19 protein-coding genes are annotated in these 20,071 nt (G+C 73.8%); 11 read left to right on the plus strand and 8 right to left on the minus strand.

All coding sequences use genetic code 11. From position 1 onward, the window contains the following. Nucleotides 1-19 precede the first annotated feature (19 nt). Complete coding sequence (locus GA0070609_RS31340; RefSeq protein ID WP_088997123.1) at nt 20-1,699, minus strand: DNA repair helicase XPB; 1,680 nt, start codon at nt 1,697-1,699, stop codon at nt 20-22. A gap of 174 nt (nt 1,700-1,873) precedes the next feature. On the opposite strand from GA0070609_RS31340, the gene GA0070609_RS31345 reads away from it, so the two are divergent. After that, nucleotides 1,874-2,746 (plus strand): L,D-transpeptidase family protein, encoded by an 873-nt coding sequence (locus GA0070609_RS31345; protein WP_088997124.1) that lies wholly within the window; start codon nt 1,874-1,876, stop codon nt 2,744-2,746. A gap of 130 nt (nt 2,747-2,876) precedes the next feature. Then, nucleotides 2,877-3,113, plus strand: a complete 237-nt coding sequence (locus GA0070609_RS31350) for a hypothetical protein (protein ID WP_088997125.1) — start codon at nt 2,877-2,879, stop codon at nt 3,111-3,113. Nucleotides 3,114-3,119: 6 nt separating this feature from the next. On the opposite strand, the gene GA0070609_RS31355 is transcribed toward GA0070609_RS31350, so the two are convergent. Further along, nucleotides 3,120-5,594, minus strand: a complete 2,475-nt coding sequence (locus GA0070609_RS31355; protein WP_088997126.1) for a helicase-associated domain-containing protein — start codon at nt 5,592-5,594, stop codon at nt 3,120-3,122. An 83-nt stretch (nt 5,595-5,677) separates the two neighbouring features. Between GA0070609_RS31355 and GA0070609_RS31360 the strand changes: the two genes are divergently transcribed. After that, on the plus strand, nt 5,678-6,301 hold the full coding sequence (locus tag GA0070609_RS31360; protein WP_088997127.1) for an HAD family hydrolase: 624 nt from the start codon (nt 5,678-5,680) through the stop codon (nt 6,299-6,301). A 28-nt stretch (nt 6,302-6,329) separates the two neighbouring features. Next, on the plus strand, nt 6,330-6,716 hold the full coding sequence (locus GA0070609_RS31365) for a cold-shock protein (RefSeq protein WP_088997128.1): 387 nt from the start codon (nt 6,330-6,332) through the stop codon (nt 6,714-6,716). Here GA0070609_RS31365 and GA0070609_RS31370 read toward each other — a convergent pair. Continuing rightward, nucleotides 6,677-7,543, minus strand: a complete 867-nt coding sequence (locus GA0070609_RS31370) for a 1,4-dihydroxy-6-naphthoate synthase (RefSeq protein WP_088997129.1) — start codon at nt 7,541-7,543, stop codon at nt 6,677-6,679. The genes GA0070609_RS31365 and GA0070609_RS31370 overlap by 40 nt on opposite strands. Before the next feature lie 1,007 nt (nt 7,544-8,550). On the opposite strand from GA0070609_RS31370, the gene GA0070609_RS31375 reads away from it, so the two are divergent. Then, complete coding sequence (locus GA0070609_RS31375) at nt 8,551-9,453, plus strand: GNAT family N-acetyltransferase (protein ID WP_231928469.1); 903 nt, start codon at nt 8,551-8,553, stop codon at nt 9,451-9,453. A 43-nt stretch (nt 9,454-9,496) separates the two neighbouring features. Here the strand turns inward: GA0070609_RS31375 and GA0070609_RS31380 are convergent, their stop codons facing one another. Beyond that, entirely contained in the window at nt 9,497-10,147 is a 651-nt protein-coding gene (locus GA0070609_RS31380; RefSeq protein WP_088997130.1) for a futalosine hydrolase, read from the minus strand. Next, nucleotides 10,144-11,751 (minus strand): MFS transporter, encoded by a 1,608-nt coding sequence (locus tag GA0070609_RS31385; protein ID WP_088997131.1) that lies wholly within the window; start codon nt 11,749-11,751, stop codon nt 10,144-10,146. Before GA0070609_RS31385 ends, GA0070609_RS31380 begins: the two co-directional genes overlap by 4 nt. Nucleotides 11,752-11,838: 87 nt before the next feature. On the opposite strand from GA0070609_RS31385, the gene GA0070609_RS31390 reads away from it, so the two are divergent. Beyond that, nucleotides 11,839-12,678: a DUF3027 domain-containing protein gene (locus tag GA0070609_RS31390; protein WP_088997132.1), complete on the plus strand. Its 840-nt coding sequence runs from the start codon at nt 11,839-11,841 to the stop codon at nt 12,676-12,678. A gap of 21 nt (nt 12,679-12,699) precedes the next feature. Here the strand turns inward: GA0070609_RS31390 and GA0070609_RS31395 are convergent, their stop codons facing one another. Next, nucleotides 12,700-12,951, minus strand: coding sequence for a DUF2530 domain-containing protein (locus GA0070609_RS31395; protein WP_088997133.1), 252 nt, complete (start codon nt 12,949-12,951; stop codon nt 12,700-12,702). An 87-nt stretch (nt 12,952-13,038) separates the two neighbouring features. Between GA0070609_RS31395 and GA0070609_RS31400 the strand changes: the two genes are divergently transcribed. From GA0070609_RS31400 to thpR, 5 genes are all read left to right on the plus strand, one after another. Then, a complete protein-coding gene (locus GA0070609_RS31400) occupies nt 13,039-14,517 on the plus strand; it encodes an NCS2 family permease (protein ID WP_088997134.1) in 1,479 nt (492 codons plus the stop codon). Nucleotides 14,518-14,633: 116 nt separating this feature from the next. After that, a complete protein-coding gene (locus GA0070609_RS31405; protein WP_172899439.1) occupies nt 14,634-15,083 on the plus strand; it encodes a MarR family winged helix-turn-helix transcriptional regulator in 450 nt (149 codons plus the stop codon). A 67-nt stretch (nt 15,084-15,150) separates the two neighbouring features. Further along, nucleotides 15,151-16,434 (plus strand): MFS transporter, encoded by a 1,284-nt coding sequence (locus GA0070609_RS31410; RefSeq protein WP_088997136.1) that lies wholly within the window; start codon nt 15,151-15,153, stop codon nt 16,432-16,434. Between the two features lie 116 nt (nt 16,435-16,550). Further along, on the plus strand, nt 16,551-17,060 hold the full coding sequence (locus tag GA0070609_RS31415) for a hypothetical protein (protein WP_088997137.1): 510 nt from the start codon (nt 16,551-16,553) through the stop codon (nt 17,058-17,060). A gap of 7 nt (nt 17,061-17,067) precedes the next feature. Continuing rightward, nucleotides 17,068-17,646: an RNA 2',3'-cyclic phosphodiesterase gene (gene thpR, locus GA0070609_RS31420; RefSeq protein WP_088997138.1), complete on the plus strand. Its 579-nt coding sequence runs from the start codon at nt 17,068-17,070 to the stop codon at nt 17,644-17,646. A 152-nt stretch (nt 17,647-17,798) separates the two neighbouring features. Here the strand turns inward: thpR and GA0070609_RS31425 are convergent, their stop codons facing one another. Next, nucleotides 17,799-18,785 (minus strand): aldo/keto reductase, encoded by a 987-nt coding sequence (locus tag GA0070609_RS31425; protein ID WP_088997139.1) that lies wholly within the window; start codon nt 18,783-18,785, stop codon nt 17,799-17,801. An 81-nt stretch (nt 18,786-18,866) separates the two neighbouring features. Then, the gene (gene sepH / locus GA0070609_RS31430) at nt 18,867-19,949 is read right to left on the minus strand and encodes a septation protein SepH (protein ID WP_088997140.1); all 1,083 of its coding nucleotides are present in this window, start codon (nt 19,947-19,949) and stop codon (nt 18,867-18,869) included. Nucleotides 19,950-20,071 lie beyond the last annotated feature (122 nt).

Consider the following 20,071-nt stretch of genomic DNA (forward strand, 5'->3'; position numbering starts at 1 on the left):
CGGGAAGGTCCGTTACGGGTCAGTCGATCGTCGGGAGCTTCGGGCCGAGGACGTCATCCGCGTCGACGATCGTGTACGCGTACCCCTGCTCGGCCAGGAAGCGCTGCCGGTGCGCCGCGTACTCCGTGTCGATCGTGTCCCGGGACACCACCGTGTAGAAGTGCGCCTGCCGCCCGTCGGCCTTCGGCCGCAGGACGCGACCGAGCCGCTGCGCCTCCTCCTGCCGCGACCCGAACGTCCCGGACACCTGGATCGCCACCGCCGCCTCGGGCAGGTCGATGGAGAAGTTCCCGACCTTCGAGATCACCAGCGTGCGCAGCTCACCCGAGCGGAACGCGTCGAAGAGTCGCTCCCGCTCCTTGTTGGTGGTCGAGCCCTGCACGATCGGCGCGTCCAGGTACTCGCCGAGCTGGTGCAGCTGGTCGATGTACGCGCCGATGACGAGGACCTGCTCCTCCGGGTGCCGCTGCACCAACGCGCGAACCACTGGCAGCTTGGTGCGGGCGGTCGCCGCCATCCGGTAGCGCTCCTCGGCCTCCGCCGTCGCGTACGCCATCCGCTCCGCGTCGGTGAGCGTCACGCGTACCTCGATGCACTCGGCCGGGGCGATCCAGCCCTGCGACTCGATGTCCTTCCACGGCGCGTCGTACCGCTTCGGGCCGATCAGGCTGAACACGTCGCCCTCCCGGCCGTCCTCGCGGACCAGGGTCGCGGTGAGGCCGAGCCGGCGGCGGGCCTGGAGGTCCGCGGTGAACCGGAAGATCGGCGCGGGCAGCAGGTGTACCTCGTCGTAGATGACCAGGCCCCAGTCGCGGGCGCCGAACAGGTCCAGGTGGGTGAACGCGCCGCCGCGCCGCGAGGTGAGCACCTGGTACGTGGCGATGGTGACCGGGCGGATCTCCTTGCGCTCGCCCGAGTACTCGCCGATCTCCTCCTCGGTCAGCGAGGTGCGGGCGATCAGCTCGCGCTTCCACTGCCGGCCGGCCACCGTGTTGGTGACCAGGATCAGCGTGGTCGCCTTCGCCTCGGCCATCGCCGCCGCGCCGACCAGCGTCTTGCCGGCGCCGCAGGGCAGCACCACCACGCCCGACCCGCCGGCCCAGAACGCCTCGACGGCCTCCCGCTGGTACGACCGCAGCGTCCACGGCTTGCGGCCCTCCTTGCCGGCCTCGGCCAGCTCGATCGGGTGCGCCTCGCCGTCCACGTAGCCGGCCAGGTCCTCCGCCGGCCAGCCGAGCTTGAGCAGCGCCTGCTTGAGCCGGCCCCGCTCCGAGGGGTGCACCTGGATGGTGTCGTCGTCGATCTTGTTGCCGAGCATGCCGGCGAGCTTCTTGCTCTTGGCCACCTCGACCAGCACCAGCCGGTCCAGCGCCCGCAGCACCAGGCCGTGCGCCGGGTCGTTGGCGAGCTGGAGCCGGCCGTACCGGTCCATCGTCTCGGCCACGTCCACCAGCAGCGCGTGCGGCACCGGGTAGCGGGAGAACTTGATCAGCGCGTCCACCACGCTCTCCGCGTCGTGGCCGGCGGCCCGGGCGTTCCACAGCCCCAGCGGGGTGAGCCGGTAGGTGTGCACGTGCTCCGGGGAGCGCTCCAGCTCGGCGAAGGGCGCGATCGCCATCCGGCAGGCCTGCGCGTCCGGGTGGTCGATCTCCAGCAGCAGGGTCTTGTCCGACTGCACGATCAGTGGTCCACCGCTCACGCCAGCGTCCTCTCCTCGGGCTGCTCGTCGACCCTCACGAACGGCGGTTACCCGCCGCAGGCCGACCATCCAGTGTTGCACGCACCGGGGTGAGCCAAGAAAAATGCTCACCGCACGCAACCGTCGCGGTACTCACATACGTCTACCAAGGGGACGGCTGTCCAGGGAGGGCACATGAAGCATGTCCGGATCACCACCCGGCTCGTCGCCCTGGCAGTCGTCACGGTGGTCGGCGCCGGTGCGTGTACGTTCGATCCGCAGGCAGGCAGGGGCGGGGGCGGGGAGCCCGTGCCGGCCGGTGCGGCGGAACAGGTAACGGGGGCGAGCGATGCGCCCGGGCCGGACCAGCCGGTCCAGCCCACCACGGCGCCGCCGAAGCCGACCCGCAGCGCCGCGCCGGAACCCACCAAGAGCACCCCGCCGAAGCCCAAGCCGACCCGCTCGCCGTCGCACACCGGCTGCCCGCAGGGCGAGCACCAGCGCGCGGTGGAGACGTACCTCGCGCAGCTCGGCGGGTTCGGCACGCTGACCGCGGACGGCCGGCAGTCCGCCGCCGACTGCGCCGCCATCAAGAAGTTCCAGAAGCGGTACGACATCCGCCCCGCCGAGGGCCGCGCCGGCCCGACGACGTACGACGTGGCGAAGCGGCTGGCCACTACCGACACCAGCCGCTGCAAGGCCGGCTCGGGCACCACCTTCTGCATCGACCTGACCCGGCAGACCACCTGGGTGATGCGCAACGGCAAGGTGCTCGTCAAGCCCACGGTGACCCGTACCGGGATGCCCGGCTACCGCACGCCGGCCGGCACCTTCACCATCAACTACCGCAACATCAAGGAGTGGTCCAACCCGTACGAGGTCTGGCTGCCCTACTGGCAGCACTTCACCCAGGGGATGGGCTTCCACGAGACCACCACCTACCTGCACAACAAGTCGATCGGTTCGCACGGCTGCGTCAACCTGCTGCACGCCGACGCGGTCCGGTACTGGGAACTCGGCAAGGTCGGCAGCAAGGTGGTGCTGGTCGGTCGCCGCCCCGGCACCTGAGGTCGACCCGCCCCTGAGCCGGATCGGGGTCGCACATCACGTCCGATCGGGGTTTTATCCCCTGTCACTCCGGTCACCCGAGTGACACGCTGGGACGGCAGGGGCCGGACCGGACGGGGAGGGGCCGAGCATGACCGTCGACCGTGAAGCGATCCCCCAGCACGACGACGCGCCCGCCGACGAGGTCTCCACGGCCACCGTCGTCGCGTACACGCTCGCCGCGGTGGTGCTCGTCGGGTGGTTCCTCTTCGGCTGGCTCGTGCTCCAGCAGGGCTTCGTCGACTCGGTCGGCGAGTCGGCCGGCGCCGGCTTCGCGCTGCTGCTGATCGTCTCCGTGGTCGGGACGGTGCGCCGCAGCCGGCGCTGACCCCGACTACTCCTCCAGCACCGCCGCGGTGACCCGGTGCAGCGCGAAGGTGTGCAGCATCTCCGTCCGCTCGTCCTCGGCCCGCAGGTAGCCGGCCCCGATCGACACCGGCCGGACCAGCCGGGACGCGGTCGCCCCGTGCGCGTCGACGTACCCGACCCAGACCAGCGCCTTGTCCCGGACCGCCTGCTGCAGCACCGCCAGGGCGTCGCTGTGGCTGGGCACCGCCACCGGACCGGTCGGCGCGGCGCCCCGGACCACGGCCGGCGCGCGCCGGGCCGCCCGGGCCGCCGCGTCGCCGCGCCGGATCTGCTCCACCACCCCGAGCATGCGCGGCATGGACAGCTTCGGCGTGGCCAGCGGGTCGAGCGTCCGGGCGGCCACCGACACCCGGGCCGGCGCCCGCCGGGTCTTCGGCCGGGCCAGCACGGTCGCCCCGCTGGCGTCCTCCGGCACCGGCGCGTAGCCGGCGTCGCGGAGCGCGAGCAACATCCGGTTCACCTGGTACGGCGTGACCAGCACCGTCGGCGCCAGCCGGCGCAACGCCAGCGACTCCAGCCGCCGGTCGGCCAGCACCTCGGTGAGCAGCGCCTCGTCGTCGCTGCGCACGTACCCGCCGGCCGAACCGACCCGCAGCCCGCCGTGCTTGCGGGCCACGTCGTCGATCAGGTACGTCAACCCCTGCGGCACGGGCGTGCGGGAACGCCGCCGGAACAGCCCGTGCAGGTCGTCGGCCGAGAAACCGGCGTCCAGGGCGCGGCGCACGCTCGCCGTGGTGACCCGGTACACGCTGGCCCCGCCGGCCGACTCCTGCTCCGCCACCACCTCCAGTTCGGCGGCGAGCGCCGGGTCGGGCGGGCCGGGCACCACCACCGACAGGTCGGCCTGCACCAGGAAGTGGTCGACCGGGGCGGGCAGCAGGGCGTCCAGCGCGCGTACCGCCGTCGACGGCTCACCCTCCTCGGCCTCCACCCGCAGCCCGAGCGGGTCGTCCCCGCCCCGCTCGTCGCCCGCCGTCACGTCGGCCAGCAGCAGCCGCCCGTACGAGGTGAGCGCGCCGAGGCCGGTGACGCCCAGCGTGGCCGCCTCGGCCAGCACCTCGCGGTGCGCGGCCTCCCGGCCCCGGCTGCGCCGCGGCGCCCGCCAGTCCAGCAGCTCCTGCACCTCCTCCGGGGTCGGCGCGGTGGCCGGCTCCAGGTCGGCCAGCACGCCGAGCACCGACCGCCGGGCCAGCGGCGCGCCGGCCCGTTCCGCCTCGGCGGAGAGCACCGTGATCGGGCGGTCCCGGTCGTCGCGCTGCCCGACCAGGCCGACCTGCCGGGTCATGGTCAGCCACGCCCGGGCCAGCTGCTCCCAGCGCTGGGCCAGCGAACTGGCCCGCCACACCTCGTAGCCGGCCGTCGGCAGCACCTGCTGGTCGGCCCCGTACCGGGCGGTGGTCGCGCCGGGCAGGTCCATCTCGCCGAGCAGCCCGGCCGCGTACGCCACCTCCAGCAGCAGCGCCGCCGTCGGCTCGTCCGCCCCGCCGACCCGGGCCAGCCGGCGCAGCTCCCGTACGCCCAGCCCGCCGGAGCGGAGCACCGGCACCGGCTCGGCGGCGAGGTTCTCCAGCAGCGCCTCGGTGAGGCGTACCACCTCCATGGTCTGGCCGGCGCCGGCGGAGTCGGCGGCCTTCGGCTCCCGGGGCGCGGCCGTCACCGGCGGCGGGCTGGTGCGCAGCGGGCCGAGCGGGCCGGTGTCCCGGCGCAGCAGCAGGCCGATCTCCCGGGGCAGCTCGACGGTGCCGGTGCCGCCCGCGCCGCCGGAGATCCGGACCAGCAGCCGGTGGTCGACCAGCCAGCGCACCGGCGAGCCGGTCGGGGCCCCACCGTTGGTCGGGTCGGGCGGCAGCGCGTCCTCCGCGCCGACCGGCGGGGCCTGGAGCGCGCCGGGCGGCACGCTGCCCACCGGCGGGCCGGCGGCCAGCCGGTCCAGGATCGCCCGGGCCGAGGGCGGCGCGGCCAGCAGCGTGCGCCGCAGCTTCGCCGGGTCCGCGCAGAGCGCGGCCGTCCGCGGGTCCAGCTCCGCCGCCGGTCGGCCGAGCCCCGCCGGGTACGGCGAGATCTCGTCGATGCCGCCGACGATCTGCAGACCGCTCTCCGGGCCGTACAGCAGGAAGAGCGCGCGCAGCCGGTTGACCGCGGCCCGGACCGCGGTCGGGGCGGGCGGGTGCGGCCCGGCGGTGGCCATGGCGAGCACCGCCTCGGTGGAGGTGCTGCCGTCGGCCGGGTCCCGGGTCAGCCGGGCGGCGTCCAGGATCTGCAGGGTGAACTGGTCCAGCCCGTCCAGGGCGCGGGCCACCGAGACCCGCGACTGGGCCCGGATGGCGAGCGCGGAGACGTCGGCCGGCACGGGTACGACGAGGTCCGGCCGCAGCTGGAGCAGGGCGGCGAGCGACTCGTCGGGCAGCGACCGGAGGTGGTCGGCGAGTGAGGTGGTCATCGTCGTTCCACGCTAGCCCGGCCGGGGGCCGTCGCGCCCCTCGGACGTCCGGCTCGACCGGGTTGACCGGGTACCTTCTCGGCATGCCCGCACCTACGGTCGGTTTCGACCTCGACATGACCCTGGTCGACTCGCGTCCCGGCATCGCCGCCGCCTACCGGGCGTTGACCGCCCGCACCGGCGTGCCGGTGGACGCCGAGCTGGCGGTGTCCCGGCTCGGCCCACCGCTGCGCACCGAGATCGCCCACTGGTTCCCGCCGGAGCAGGTGGACGCGGCCGTCCGCACGTACCGCGAGCTCTACCCGGCGTACGCGATCACCCCCAGCGTCCCGCTGCCCGGCGCGCTGGCCGCCATCGAGGCGGTACGCGCCCACGGCGGCCGGGTGCTGGTGGTCACCTCCAAGCTGGGCCGGCTGGCCCGGCTGCACCTGGACCACCTGGGGATCACCGTCGACGAGGTGGCCGGCGACCTGTTCGCCGAGGAGAAGGCGACCGCCCTGCGGAAGCACGGCGCGACCCACTACGTCGGCGACCACGTGGCCGACATGGTGGCCGCCAAGGCGGCCGACGTGCCCGGGATCGGGGTCGCCACCGGCCCGTGCTCGGTCGACGAGCTGCGCGCGGCCGGGGCGGAACTGGTGCTCGATGATCTCACCGGATTCCCGGCGGCGCTGGACGGCATGATCCGGCTAGCCTTGGAGCAGTAGACGGTTCAACCGAAGCAGGGGATCTCAGGTGCCTACGGGTCGAGTGAAGTGGTACGACGCGGCCAAGGGATACGGGTTCGTCACCAGTGACGAGGGTGGCGACGTGTTCCTGCCGAAGGGCGCGCTACCCGCTGGTGTCACCGACCTCAAGGGTGGTCAGCGGGTCGACTTCAGCGTGGTGGACAGCCGCCGGGGCGCCCAGGCGATGGGGGTCAAGCTGCTCGAGGCCCCGCCGTCGGTGGCCGAGCTGCGCCGCCGGCCGGCCGAGGAGCTGCACGGCCTGGTCGAAGACATGATCAAGGTGCTGGAGGCGAAGGTCCAGCCGGACCTGCGCCGGGGCCGGTTCCCGGACCGCAAGACCGCGCAGAAGATCGCTCAGCTGGTCCACGCGGTGGCGCGCGAGCTGGAGGTCTGAGGCACCAGCCCGGCGTCGGCGGCCCGGCCGAGCAGCGCCTCGACGGCGGCGAACCCGGCGTCCCCCAGGTCGGCGGTGAACTCGTTGACGTAGAGGCCGATGTGCCGGTCCACCACGTCGGGCTCCATCTCCTGCGCGTGCGCGAGCACGTAGTCCCGGCTGGCCGCCGGATCGGCCCAGGCTCGGCGTACCGAGTCGCGGATCCACCCGGCGGCGGCCTCCGGGTCGACGGCGCCCCGCCGGGCCAGGATCGCGCCGAGCGGGATCGGCAGGCCGGTGTCGGCCTCCCACCACTCGCCGAGGTCGACCAGGGCGGTCAGGCCGTGCCGCGGGTAGGTGAACCGGGCCTCGTGGATGACCAGGCCGGCGTCGTACCGGCCGGCGGCCACGCCCGGCATGATCTGGTGGAACGGCACCACCTCGATCCGGGCCGGCGGGCGGCCGGCCGACCAGAGCCGGAAGAGCAGGTACGCGGTGGTCCGGTCGCCCGGCACCGCCACCGTGGCGCCGGTCAGGTCGGTGCGGTCCGGGCCGCCGGCTCCGTTGCCGTTGCCGTTGCCGTCGCCCCGGGTGAGCACCAGCGGCCCGCAACCGCGCCCGAGCGCACCGCCGCACGGCAGCAGGTGGTAGTCGTCGAGCAGCCACGGCAGCGCCGCGTAACTCACCTTGACCAGGTCGAACGCCCCGCGCTCGGCGGCGGTGTTGGTGACGTCCACGTCGGCGTAGGTCACCTCGACCGGCGGGGCGCTGGGCACCTGACCGTGCACCAGGGCGTGGAAGACGAACGTGTCGTTGGGGCAGGGCGAGATCGCCAGCGAGAGCGCCACACCCCCACCGTAGCCCGGCCCCCCGGACCGGTCGCTCGCCCGGCTGCCCGGTTGTGACGCGGACCCGCCCGTTCCGTTAGCGTGCCCGGCTGCCCGGCTGCCCGGCTGCCCGGCTGCCCGGCTGCCCGGCTGCCCGGCTGCCCGGCTGCCCGGCCGCCCGGCCGCCGGCGGGTTGTCCTGCGCCCTCTGCCGGACCATCCCACTTCCACACCAGTCGCCGTCCCGCCAAGCCCCAGAGGACTCCCGCTGCGTGACCCTTGCCGGTTGCCGGTTGCCGGTTGCCGGTTGCCGGTTGCCGGTTGCCGGTTGCCGGTCGCCCCGGTAGAGCCATCCTGCCCTTTGGAGCTGATGTCGCTAACGACTCAGAACCGCTCAGGCGCCGGGGCGTCGGCTGTCGCGTGACGGTTGCCGGTTTACCCGAGGACGACTGTCGGGTGCCGTGCCCAGACTTGGCGGCTGCCGGGCAGCCGAATGTGGCCGGTCGCCGGTAGCGGCCTTGCGCCCTTTGGAGCTGATGTCGTAAACGGTTCAGCCGTGCTCGGTGCGAGTCGGCGGGTGCGGGTAGCCGGATGTTGGGTGACCCGGAGGCTGGGTGCCGGGGCCCTGGCTGTCTGTGGCGGTTGCCGGCTGTGGCGAGTGTGTGTCGGCTGTGGGGTGGCAGGTGCCGGTGGCCGGTGCGGGTACCGGAGTGGTGCCAGACGCCGGGCGGCGGGTGCTGGATCGCGGGTGGCAGGTGCCGGGTGGTCGGTGCGGGTACTGGATGTGGTGCCGGACGCCGGATGCCGGACGCCGGATGCCGGGCGGCGGGTGCTGGTGCGCGGATGGCAGGCGGGGCGCGGCGGGGTCCGATGCGAAGCCCGTCCATCGGGTTTGATGTCGTAAACGACTCAGCTCCAAAGGGCCCGTATGAGCAGGTGGTTACGTCTGCCGCATCTGTTGTCCACAGCTTTGTCCACAGGTTGTCGCGGGGTGTTGAAGAGGCAGTCGGGCCTGGGGAATATCGACGGGTGGCAGAGCGGACGACGGCGGCCAACCTGGGCGAGACGGAGCTGGGCGGGGTGGAGCTGGGCGGGATGGAGCTGGGCGGGGTGGAGCTGGGCGGGACGCTGCGGGCCCTGCGTCGCCGAGCCGATCTGAGCCAGCGGGAGCTTGCAGCGAAGGCCGGCGTGCCGCAGGCGACTCTCGCGCGTATCGAGTCGGGGCGGGCGGCCGATCCTCGGTTCCGCACGGTGCTGCGGCTGGTCCGGGCTGCCGGGGGTGAACTCGCGGTGGGTGTCGTGGCTGATGAGAGGGCCGACGCGCCCCTCGTGCCCGTACCGCCGGTGCCCCATGACGACATGCGGGACGAGGCGGACCGCCGCTATCCGGCCCACCTCGACGTGCGGGAGGTGCGGCGGCCGCGGGACTGGCCGGGTGCCTGGTGGGCGTCGTGGTGCAATCTGCCACCGCGACTGTGGCCGTGTCCGGTGCCGGCCGCCACCTACGACCTGGACCGTGGCTATCGGGACCGCCGCCGACAACGCGAGGAGATCCGGCGGGCCGTCCGGCTGCGCCGGGTGTGGGGTGACGGCCTGCCGACCACCTCGTGGCGCTTCGTCGCTGAGCTGCCCGATGGTGAACTGGTCGGCGAGCTACGCGCCCACGAGCGGAGCCCGCATCTGTTCGACGGCGAGGAGCCGAGCGACGAACGCGAGATCGTTCTCGACGGCGTCCTCGTCGCGGCGCCCTGCCGCGGGCTGGGCATCGGTCGGCGGCTGGTCGAGCTGCTCACCGCCGAAATGGAACGGGCCGGCGTCCGGCGGGCCCATGCCGTCGCCGAGCTGGAGGGTGTCGACTTCCTGTTGGCGTGCGGCTACCAACTGGAGACGAGCCGGCCGTCGGCGTTGCGGTTCGACCTGCCGCGCCACTGACCGGGCGCCGTCCGAGGTCGGGCCGGGAGGGTGGCGGTCGGGGTCAGGCCAGGGCTGCGGCGGCGGTGGTGAGGGCGGCCAGTGCCTCGCGCATCCGCCAGGCGTCACGGTCGCGGGGGCCGATCGGGTTCGAGACGGTACGCAGCTCGACGAAGGGCAGGCCGGCGTGGGCGGCGGCGACGCCGACCCCGTACCCCTCCATGGCCTCGGCCACCGCGTCCGGGTGCCGGCGGCGCAGCTCCTCGGTGCTCCGAGCGGTGCCGGTCACCGTGCTGACCGTCAACACCGCGCCCACCGTCGCCTCGGGCAGGTTCGACTGGAGGGTGGCCAGCAGGTCGGGGTCGGCGGCGATCGCGACGCCGCCGCCGAGCAGCTCCGGCGGCATGCCGAGCTCGTCCACCGGGATGAACCCGGCGGGGGACTCGGCGCCCAGGTCGGCGGCGACGCTGCGGGTGCCCAGCACGGTGCCGCCCACCGCCACGGCCCCGGCGAAGCCACCAGCCACGCCGGCGCTCACCACGCCCTGGTACGGCCGTCCGGCGGCCTCGGCGAGCGCCAGCAACCGGGCGGTGGCCGCACCGGCGACGGCCGGGCCCACGCCCACCGGCACCACCACCATGTCCGCGTCCGGCAGGCCGGCGCGGACCGCCTCCGCCTCGGCCGGTACCGCGGTCACCACGAGCAGCCCGGTCACGACACCGGCCCCCGCGGCTCGCGTCGGGTCTCGTCGTCGGTTCCGCCCGGCCCGCCCACCGCTGACGACGGGCGGTAGATGTGGAAGCCCGGCGGGGCGAGGTCGGGGTCGTCCAGGAAGCCGGCCTGGGCGGGTGCCGGCGAGGTGGGAGCGGCCTCCGCCGGCCGGCCGTTCCGGTCGCCCTCGCCAGACTCGTCCTCGGTCAGCTCGTCGTCGCCGAGCGGGCGGCCGACCAGCCGCTCGGCGCGCAGCCGACCGGCCATCACCACGGCGCGGGCGGCGGCCAGTGCGCCCACCCCGGCCACCACCGCGATCCCGACCCGGCCCTCGAACGGCACCAGCCCGAGCCCGCCACCGGCGACGAAGGCCAGCATCAGCACCGTCTCCGAGTGCGCGAACGAACTGGCCCGCAGCCGCTCCGGGATGCGCTCCTGGATCGAGGCGTCCACGGCCAGCTTGGCGATTCCGCTGATCAGCGCGGCCACCAGGCAGAGCAGCGCGACCATCGGCAGCGAGAACTTGAGCGCGGCGAGCACCCCCACGCCGGCCACGATCACCATGCCGCTGGACTGGATGGCGGCGGGGCGGTGGATGCGCAGCCGGGTGCCGACCGCGGTGGCCAGGAAGGTGCCCACCGCGAGCGCCCCGCCGACCAGCCCCAACGCGCCCTCGGCGCCCAGGTCACGACCGAACACCACGGTGGTCAGGTCGCCGGCCTTGATGGCGAAGGCGAGGAAGAGCAGCAGGAAGCCGTAGATCGCGCGCAGCCCGGCGGCGCCGACCAGGGTGGCGATCACCAGCCGGCCGGCGGGCCGGCCCCGGCCCAGCGGGCGGTCACCGGAGCGGCCGTACAGCGCCCGCAGCGGGCGCGGCACCCGCTCCGGCGGTTCCGAGTCCGCCTTCGGCGGCAGCCGCAGGGAGATCACCATGCCGACCAGGAAGATCACCGAGGCCACCCGCAGCGGCCACTGCGGGCCGAACCAGAACGCGGCCAGCCCGATCGGGGCGACCAGCGCGCCGGCCACCGTGCCGTAGACGCTGGCCCGGGCGCCCACCTGGGACAGGCCGAGCCCCTCCGGCAGCAGCCTCGGCACGGCCGCCGAGCGGGCCACGCCGTACGCGCGGGAGAGCGCCAGCACCCCGAACGCCGCCGGATAGAGCCCGAAGCCGTGGATGTAGTCCGAGATCAGCCAGGCCAGGAACGCCCGGCCGAGCATGGTGGCGGCCAGCGCGTACCGGCGGCCGTGCCGGAAGTGGTCGAGCAGCGGCCCGACCACCGGGGCCAACATGGCGAACGGCACCATGGTCACCAACAGGTAGAGCGCGACCTTGCTGCGCGCCTCGCCGAGCGGCACGTTGAAGAAGATCGTCCCGGCCAGGCCGATGGCGATCAGCGTGTCACCGGCGCAGGAGATCGCGTGCAGGTCGAAGAGGCGGACCATGCCGACCTCGCCGCCCGCGCCCCGGGCCCGGGCCCGGCCGGCCCGCCGGGTCATCCAGCGGCCACCGCTGAACGAACCGCGCAGCAGCAGGCGTACGCCCTTGATGCCGGTACCGACGGTCCGCCCGAGGAGGGACCGCTCGGAGCGGGAGAACAGCGGCATGTGCACCATCCTCGCCCATCCGTCCGGCGTACGCCGCACCACTGCGCGAGAACGTCTGCGGGGAGTGGCTGACAGTCGCCCGTCCGGATGGGGAACAATGGTGAGGTGACCAGGCCCGCCTCCGCCCGCGCCGCCCGCCTCGACCAGGTCTGCGCCGCCGCCGTCGAGCTGGCGCGCGAAGCCATCACCGAGGTGGAGCCCAGCGACGTCGGCGACCACCTCCAGGCCGTCGCCGAGGGCGACCGGCTCGTCACCCACTACTTCGAGTGCCGGCTGGCCGGCTACCGCGGCTGGCGCTGGGCGGTCACCGTCACCCGGGTGCCCCGCAGCCGGAACGTGACGATCTGCGAGACGGTGCTGCTGCCCGGCCCGGACGCGCTGCGCGCCCCCGGCTGGCTGCCCTGGCAGGAGCGGCTCAAGCCGGGCGACCTCGGCCCCGGCGACCTGCTGCCCACCCCGCCCGACGACGAGCGGCTCCAGCCCGGCTACCTGCTCTCCGACGACCCGGGCGTCGAGGAGACCGCCTGGGAGCTCGGCCTCGGCCGGTCCCGGGTGCTGTCCCGGGAGGGGCGCAGCGAGGCCGCCCAGCGCTGGTACGACGGCGACCACGGCCCGTCCGCGCCCATCTCCACCGCCGCGCCGGCCGCGGCCCGCTGCGGCACCTGCGGCTTCTATCTGCCGCTGGCCGGCGCCCTGCGGCAGTGCTTCGGCGTCTGCGGCAACTTCTACGCCCCGGACGACGGCCGGGTGGTCAGCGCCGACCACGGCTGCGGCGCGCACTCGGAAACCCTCGTCGAGGCCACTGAGACGCCGGTCGACGAGCTGCCCACCGTCTACGACGACAGCGCGGTGGAGGCGGTGGCGGTCAGCCGGGCGCCCGGTTCGGTCGAGGCCGCGGAGCCGGCGGAGCCGTACGGGCACCCCTGACGGGTCGGTCGACGCCGCCGGTCAGCGGCCGGCGGCGCGGCGGCGGCGCCGGTTCGCGTCGTGCCGCATCATCACCGCGAGACCGGGGAAACCCCACAGAAAACCGGCCAGGCAGGTCCAGAGCCAGTTCTCCCGCCCGTGCTCGGTGAGCCAGTCACGGAAGAAGACCAGCAGCACCAGCCCGACGACCGCCCAGATCGCCATCCCGGCGAGGGCGAACGGCACCATCGGCGGGTCGAGCGGCTCCGGCCGCGGCGGTTGCTGCTTCGGCACCCGGCAAGCGTACGTGACCGACTTTCCCTGCCCGCCGGTGATCTGGGACGATGCGCGCGACAACGGAAGATCACCTGCGAGGACCTGATGGCAGTAGAGCCGCCCGAGAACGGCACACCACCCGACCCCGCTCACCCGCGTAACGGTTTCGACCGGTTCTTCGAGATCTCCGCCCGCGGCTCGACGATGAGCCGCGAGGTACGCGGTGGCCTGGCGACCTTCTTCACGATGGCGTACATCGTGGTGCTCAACCCGCTCATCCTTGGTGGTGCCGTCGACGGTGACGGCAAGTCCCTGCCCATTCCCGCGCTGGCCGCGGCGACCGCGCTGGTCGCCGGCCTGATGACCATCCTGATGGGTGTGGTCGGCCGGTTCCCGCTGGCGCTCGCCGCCGGCCTCGGCGTCAACGCGCTGGTCGCGTACGAGATCGCCCCGGAGATGACCTGGGCGGACGCGATGGGCCTGGTGGTGATCGAAGGTGTGATCATCGCCGTGCTGGTGCTGACCGGCCTGCGGACGGCGGTGTTCCGCTCGGTGCCGACCCAGATGAAGACGGCGATCGGCGTCGGCATCGGCCTCTTCCTGACCATCATCGGCCTGGTCGACGCCGGCTTCGTCCGGCGCATCCCGGACGAGGCGAACACCACCGTGCCGGTCGGCCTGGGCATCGGCGGCAAGCTGGTCAGCTGGCCGATGCTGGTCTTCGTGGTGGGTCTGCTGCTGACCCTGGTGCTGGTGGTACGCCGGGTCAAGGGCGCCATCCTGATCGGCATCCTGGCCTCCACCGTGCTGGCGGTGATCGTCGAGGCGGTGGGGAACATCGGCCCGTCCTTCGTCGACGGCAAGCCGAACCCGAAGGGCTGGTCGCTGAACGTCCCGGAGCTGCCGACGAGTTGGGTGGACGTGCCCGACCTGTCGCTGCTCGGCAAGTTCAACGTGCTCGACTCGTGGAGCCGGGCCGGCTGGCTGGTCGTGCTGATGTTCGTCTTCACCCTGCTGATCACTGACTTCTTCGACACCATGGGCACGATGGTCGCGGTCGGCCAGGAGGGCGGCATGCTCGACGAGCGGGGCACCCCGCCGCGGGCGAAGGAGATCCTGCTGGTCGACTCGATCGCGGCGGCGGCCGGTGGTGCGGCGAGCACCTCCAGCAACACGTCGTACATCGAGAGCGCCGCCGGTGTGGCGGAGGGCGCCCGGACCGGGGTGGCCAACCTGGTCACCGGCGCGCTCTTCCTGCTGGCCATGTTCCTGGCGCCGCTGGTGGTGGTGGTCCCGTTCGAGGCGGCCTCCACCGCGCTGGTGGTGGTCGGCTTCCTGATGATGACCGCGGTGCGGACCATCGACTGGTCCGACTACGAGATCGCCATCCCGGCGTTCCTCACCATCGTGCTGATGCCGTTCACCTACTCGATCTCCAACGGCATCGGCGCCGGCCTGATCACGTACGTCGTGGTCAAGCTGGCAAAGGGCAAGGCGCGGGAGATCCACCCGCTGCTGTACGGCGTGGCCGCACTCTTCGTGCTGTACTTCCTGCGCGGGCCGATCGAGTCCGTGGTGCTCTGAGGCTCCGCTCCGGGCCGGGTGACCAACCGGTCACCCGGCCCGGAGCAGGGCGAACTTCTCGTGAGCGTGGTCATATCAGGTGTCGTTAGCCAGGCTCATTAGTTAGGCTAACTATCGTGACGGAGCGGACGGTGACGGCGAAACGCGTGCCACCGGCGCAGCTGGCACCGCAGCTGCGTGATGCGATCACCCGGCTCAACCGACGGGTCCGCCAGGCCCGGCCGGTCGGCGACCTGACGGTCACCCAGCTCTCCGCGCTCACCAGCCTCAAGCTGGCGGGCGCGCTGACGCCTCGGGAACTGGCCGACATCGAGCGGGTGCAGCCGCCGACGATGACCAAGATCGTCGCGAAGTTGGAGGAGCGCGGCCTCGTGCAGCGCAGCCCCCATCCGACCGACGGTCGGCAGGTCATCCTGGCGGCGACCGAGGGGGGACGGGCGGTGCTCGACCAGTTCGAGCGGGCCCGCAACTCGTGGCTGGCCGACCGGCTGGCCGAACTCACCGAAGCCGAACGGGACACGTTGCGGCAGGCCGCGGAGATCCTGCAACAGATCGCCCGCGGCTGACCGCGCCACCTTCGCCCGCGCCGTCCGACGTCGATGACGCGTACCACGGCGAGGAGGCGCACCAAGAGTGCAGGCGAAGCTGAGCACGATGTTCCAGTCCCTACAGGTCCGCAACTACCGGCTATTCGCGTCCGGGCAGCTGATCAAACTGATCGGCGTCTGGATGATGTTCATCGCCCAGGACTGGCTCGTCCTCGAGCTCTCCGACAACTCCGCCACCGCGCTCGGCGTGGTGACCGCGCTCCAGTTCACCCCGGTGCTGCTGCTCACCCTGATCTCCGGGCGGCTGGCCGACCGCTACGACAAGCGGATGCTGCTCTTCGTCGCCAACGCGTTCTGGACCGTGCTGGCGCTCGCCATGAGCCTGCTGGTCATCACCGGCCTGGTCGAGCTGTGGCACGTGTTCGCGTTCGCCGCCCTGCTCGGTACGGCGAACGCGGTGGAGACCCCGGTCCGGCAGGCGTTCGTCTCCGAACTGGTCGGCACCTCGCTGCTGCCCAACGCGCTCTCGCTCAACGCGGCCACCTTCAACTCCGCCCGGATCGTCGGGCCGGCGCTCGCCGGCCTGGCCATCGCCGCGTTCGACGTCGGGCCGGTCTTCCTGGTCACCGCGCTCAGCTCGATCGCCCCGCTGGTCAACGTGGTCCGGATGCGTACCGCCGAGCTGCACCGCGAGGCGCTCCCGCCGCGCGACGAGCGGGCGCAGGCGAAGGTGATCGACGGGCTGCGCTACGTCCGGCGCCGCCCCGACCTGCTGCTGCCGATGGTAATGATCTCGATCATCGCGACCTCGCTGTTCAACTTCCAGCTCACCCTCGCCGCGCTGGCCAAGACGGTCTTCAACACCGGGGCGGCGTCGTTCGGCCTGTTCAGCAGCGCGCTCGCGGTCGGTGCGCTGATCGGGGCGCTGGCCGGCACCGGACGGCGCAGCCGGCCGTCGGTCTGGCTGGTGCTGGGCGCCGCCGTCGCCTGCTCCACCTTCGGCACCCTGGTCGGGCTCGCGCCCGCGTACTGGCTGGTGGTGGCGCTGCTGCTGCCGACCGGGTTCTTCATGGTGTTCTTCGCCCAGGCCGCCAACCAGCGGATCCAGCTCGGCACCGACGCCGCCTTCCGTGGCCGGGTGATGGCGCTCTGGGTGCTGGTGTTCCTCGGCACCAACCCGGTCGGCGCGCCGGTGATCGGCTGGCTCGCCGAGACCTACGGCGCCGGCGCGAGCATCTGGATCGGCGGGCTGATCTCGCTGGCCACCGCCCTGCTCGCGCTGACCTGGCAGCTGCGCCGTTCCGGGGCCCGGCTCCGGTTCCGGGTGCTGCCGATGCCCCGCTTCTACGTCACCTCCACGGACTGCTGATCCCGGCCGGCCGGTGGGAACGTACCCACCGGCCGGCCGATCCGTCCCGATACACGGATGACGCGGATGCCGCCAATCCGGTGGCGGGGCGGCACGATGCGGCCTAGCGTCTATGTGTGGAGCTCGGACGCGTGCTGCTGCTGGCACTGGCGTTCATAGCGGTGGCCAGCCTGCCGGCGGCGATCGCCCTGCTCTTCTGCGCCGACGAGATCATCGACCGGGTGGTCTGCGGCTTCGCCGAGTGGCGCGAACGCCGCCGGGAGCGGCGCACCATCGCCCGGCTGGACCGGGCGATCGAGGCCGACTCGCTCACCCGCGACATCGACCTCAGCGACTTCGACCGCACCGACCGGCGCCCGCTGGAGCAGCTCGCCGCCGACCTGCGCCGGCTGGGCAGCCAGCGGATCGGCGTGGGTGGTCGCTCGATGGTCTGGCACGGCGCGGTCCTCCAGGCGTACGACGACCGGCTCCGCCGGGCCTGCCAGGCGCTGGGCATCCCCGAGCACCTCACCGAGCTGACCGGCGTAGACCTGGAGATCGAACGGGTCCGGGTGGAGGGGCTGCTGCACGCCGCCGGGCTGGCCCTGCCCGCCGCCCGGGCCGACGACCGCCAGCGCCACCGGTGAGCGGCGGTTGAGGCTCTTCGTCGCGGTCTACCCGCCACCCGAGGCGGTCGACCACCTGACCACGCAGGTGGCCCGGCTACGGACCGGCGCGGCGGCCGCCGCCGGCATCAACGTCCGGCTCGCCGACCCGGCCCAGGCGCACGTCACCCTCGCCTTCCTCGGCGACGTGGAAGCCGACCGGCTGGTCGACGTGGAGAGTTCGCTCGGGCTGGCCGCCGAGTGGTCCCGGGACGCGCGCGCGGCGACCCCGCGACTGCGGCTGGCCGGCGGCGGCACGTTCGGGCAGGGCCGGTTCACCGTGCTCTGGGTGGACCTCCGGGGCGAGGTGGAGGCGCTGGTGGTGCTCGCCCGGCTGGTCCGGTCCCGGCTGCGCAACGCCAAACTGCCGCACGACGACAAGCCGTTCCGCCCGCACCTGACCATCGCCCGCCCCGGCGACCGGATTCCCCCGGAGGACGTCGCGGCCGACGTGGAGACGTTGCACGGCTACCAGGGCCCGGCCTGGCCGGCCACCGAGATGGTCCTCATGCGCAGCCACCCCGGCCCCAACCCCACCTACGACCGCCTCGCCGCCTGGCCCCTCTGACCCCGCCCACCCCGCCCACCCGGCAGATCCCGACCGACCCGCCCGCCCGGCCGGCCCACCGACCGGCCCCGGTGTTCAAGGGGTTCGGGTCAGCTCCGGCCGGGATCCTGACGCAAAACCCCTTGATCAACGTGGCGGTGCGGAGGTGGGGGTCACCAGGCCCAGGCTTCGGGGCCGGGGCCGCCGTTGCCGAGCGGGGGGAAGAGTTCGTCGAGGCGGTTCAGGGCGGGCTCGTCGAGGCGGACGTCGAGCGCGCCGAGGGAGCGGTCGAGCTGCTCCACGGTGCGCGGACCGATGATCGGGGCGGTCACCCCGGGCCGGGAGAGCAGCCAGCCCAGCGCCACGTCGGCCGGGTCGTGGCCCAGGTCGGCGCAGAGCTTCTCGTACGCCTCGATGGTCGGCCGGTGCGCGGCCAGCGCCTCGGCCGAGCGTCCGCTGGTGCCCCGCGCCGCGCCGCCCTCGGCCATCTTGCGCAGCAGCCCGGCGAGCAGCCCGCCGTGCAGCGGCGACCACGGGATGATGCCGAGGCCGTGGTGCTGGGCGGCCGGCACCACCTCCAGCTCGACGTGCCGGGTCAGCAGGTTGTAGATGCACTGCTCGGAGACGAGGCCGAGGAAGTTGCGCTTCCCGGCCGCCTCCTGCGCCACCGAGATGTGCCAACCGGCGAAGTTGGACGATCCGACGTAGAGCACCTTGCCCTGCGCGACCAGCGTCTCCATCGCCTGCCAGATCTCCTCCCACGGCGTGGTCCGGGAGATGTGGTGCATCTGGTAGAGGTCGATGGTGTCGGTCTGCAGCCGGCGCAGCGAGCCCTCGCAGGCCCGGATGATGTGCCGGGCGGAGAGGCCGCGCTCGTTGGGCCAGTCGCCCATCTTGCCGTAGACCTTGGTGGCCAGCACGACCTTCTCCCGCCGGCCGCCGCCCTGGGCGAACCAGCGCCCGATGATCTGCTCGGTGATCCCCTCGCCGGTCTGCCAGCCGTAGACGTTGGCGGTGTCGAAGAAGTTGATCCCGTGGTCGAGCGCCCGATCCATGATCGCGAAGCTGTCCGGCTCGCTGGTCTGCGGCCCGAAGTTCATCGTGCCGAGGCAGAGGCGGCTGACGGACAGGCCGGTGCGGCCGAGGTTCGTGTAGTCCATACGCCCCACCCTGCCACGGTGGCACTTCGAGTGCCTCGCGTCGGCCCCAACGACCGGATGGCCGCCGGAGCCGAGCGCGGGTCAGGAGGACTCGCGGGCCGCCGGGCCGCTGCCGAAGAGCACGTCGTCCCAGCTCGGCAGGCGCTTGCGCGGCTTGCCACCGGCCTCGGTGGACTCGCCGCCGGCGGCCGCCGCGGCACCCGTGCGGCGGGGCCGGAGCACCGCCAGCGACGGCACGGCCGGCACCTCCTTCGGCGCGTCCGAGTCGTCGTCGAAGGCCGAACCCTGGCCGCCGCCGAGCAGCGCCGCGGCGCCCCCGCCGACCGCCCGCTGCCGGGGCGCGTCCGGGCCGGCCAGCGCGGCCGGGGAGCGCGGGTCGAGCCCGCGACCGGAGGACGCGCCGAGCGGCCGGTCGAGCGAGGCGAGCAGGGCGTCCCGCCCGGCCCGGATCGGGTCCCGCCCGGGGCGGGCGTGCTCGGCCGGCGTCGGCAGGCCGTGCCCACCGCGACTCGGCTCGCCGCGCGACGGGCCGGGCAGCGCGTGCCCGCCCCGCTCCGGCGCCGGCTCCTGGCCGAGGATCGGCGTGGGACGCTCGGCGCAGAGGTACTGCGCCATGTCGTCGTGCGGGCTGACCGCCTGCCGGGTCTTGTCCAGATCCCAGACGGCCTGCGCGGTGGCCTTGCCCGACGGCCAGGTGGCGACGATCCGCCAGGTGCCGTCGTCGCGCCGCCAGGCGTCCCAGGAGATCTTCTCGGTGTCGATGCCGTGCTGGGCCAGCCGGCCGTTGACCACCTCGGCCAGCGGGGTGGGCTTCTCCGCGCCCTTGAGCCGGGTGCGCCGGGCGTGCTGGGCGAGCATCGCGCGCTCCTGCAGCACCGGGCCGGCGTAACGCAGCACCCGGTCGACCGGCACACCGGCGATCCGGGCGACGTCCTCGGCGGACTCGCCGGAGCGGATCCGGGCCTGGATGTCGCGCGGGGACAGGGACGGTGCCGGGTCGGCGGCGGCGGCCGGCGCCACCGTGAGCGGCGGCGCGCCGGGCTCGGCGTGCAGCACGCCGGCGACGCGCTCGTCGATCGGCAGGGCGAGCAGTCGCCCGACCTCGTCGGCGAGCACCAGGGCCTGGCCGTCCTCGGAGAGGGCGACGAAGCGTACTGGGCGCATTAGCGTTGCCTCCGTCCCGCTTCGCTGGCCGCACGCCACGAGTCGGCCACCCGGGCGTCTCGCACCACGGTACGCGGTTCCGTGCCGGGGTGGGGGATGCGACACCCCGCATGTCGCGGATG

Source organism: Micromonospora echinaurantiaca, from assembly GCF_900090235.1.
In the GTDB taxonomy this organism is placed as follows: Bacteria; Actinomycetota; Actinomycetes; order Mycobacteriales; family Micromonosporaceae; genus Micromonospora; species Micromonospora echinaurantiaca.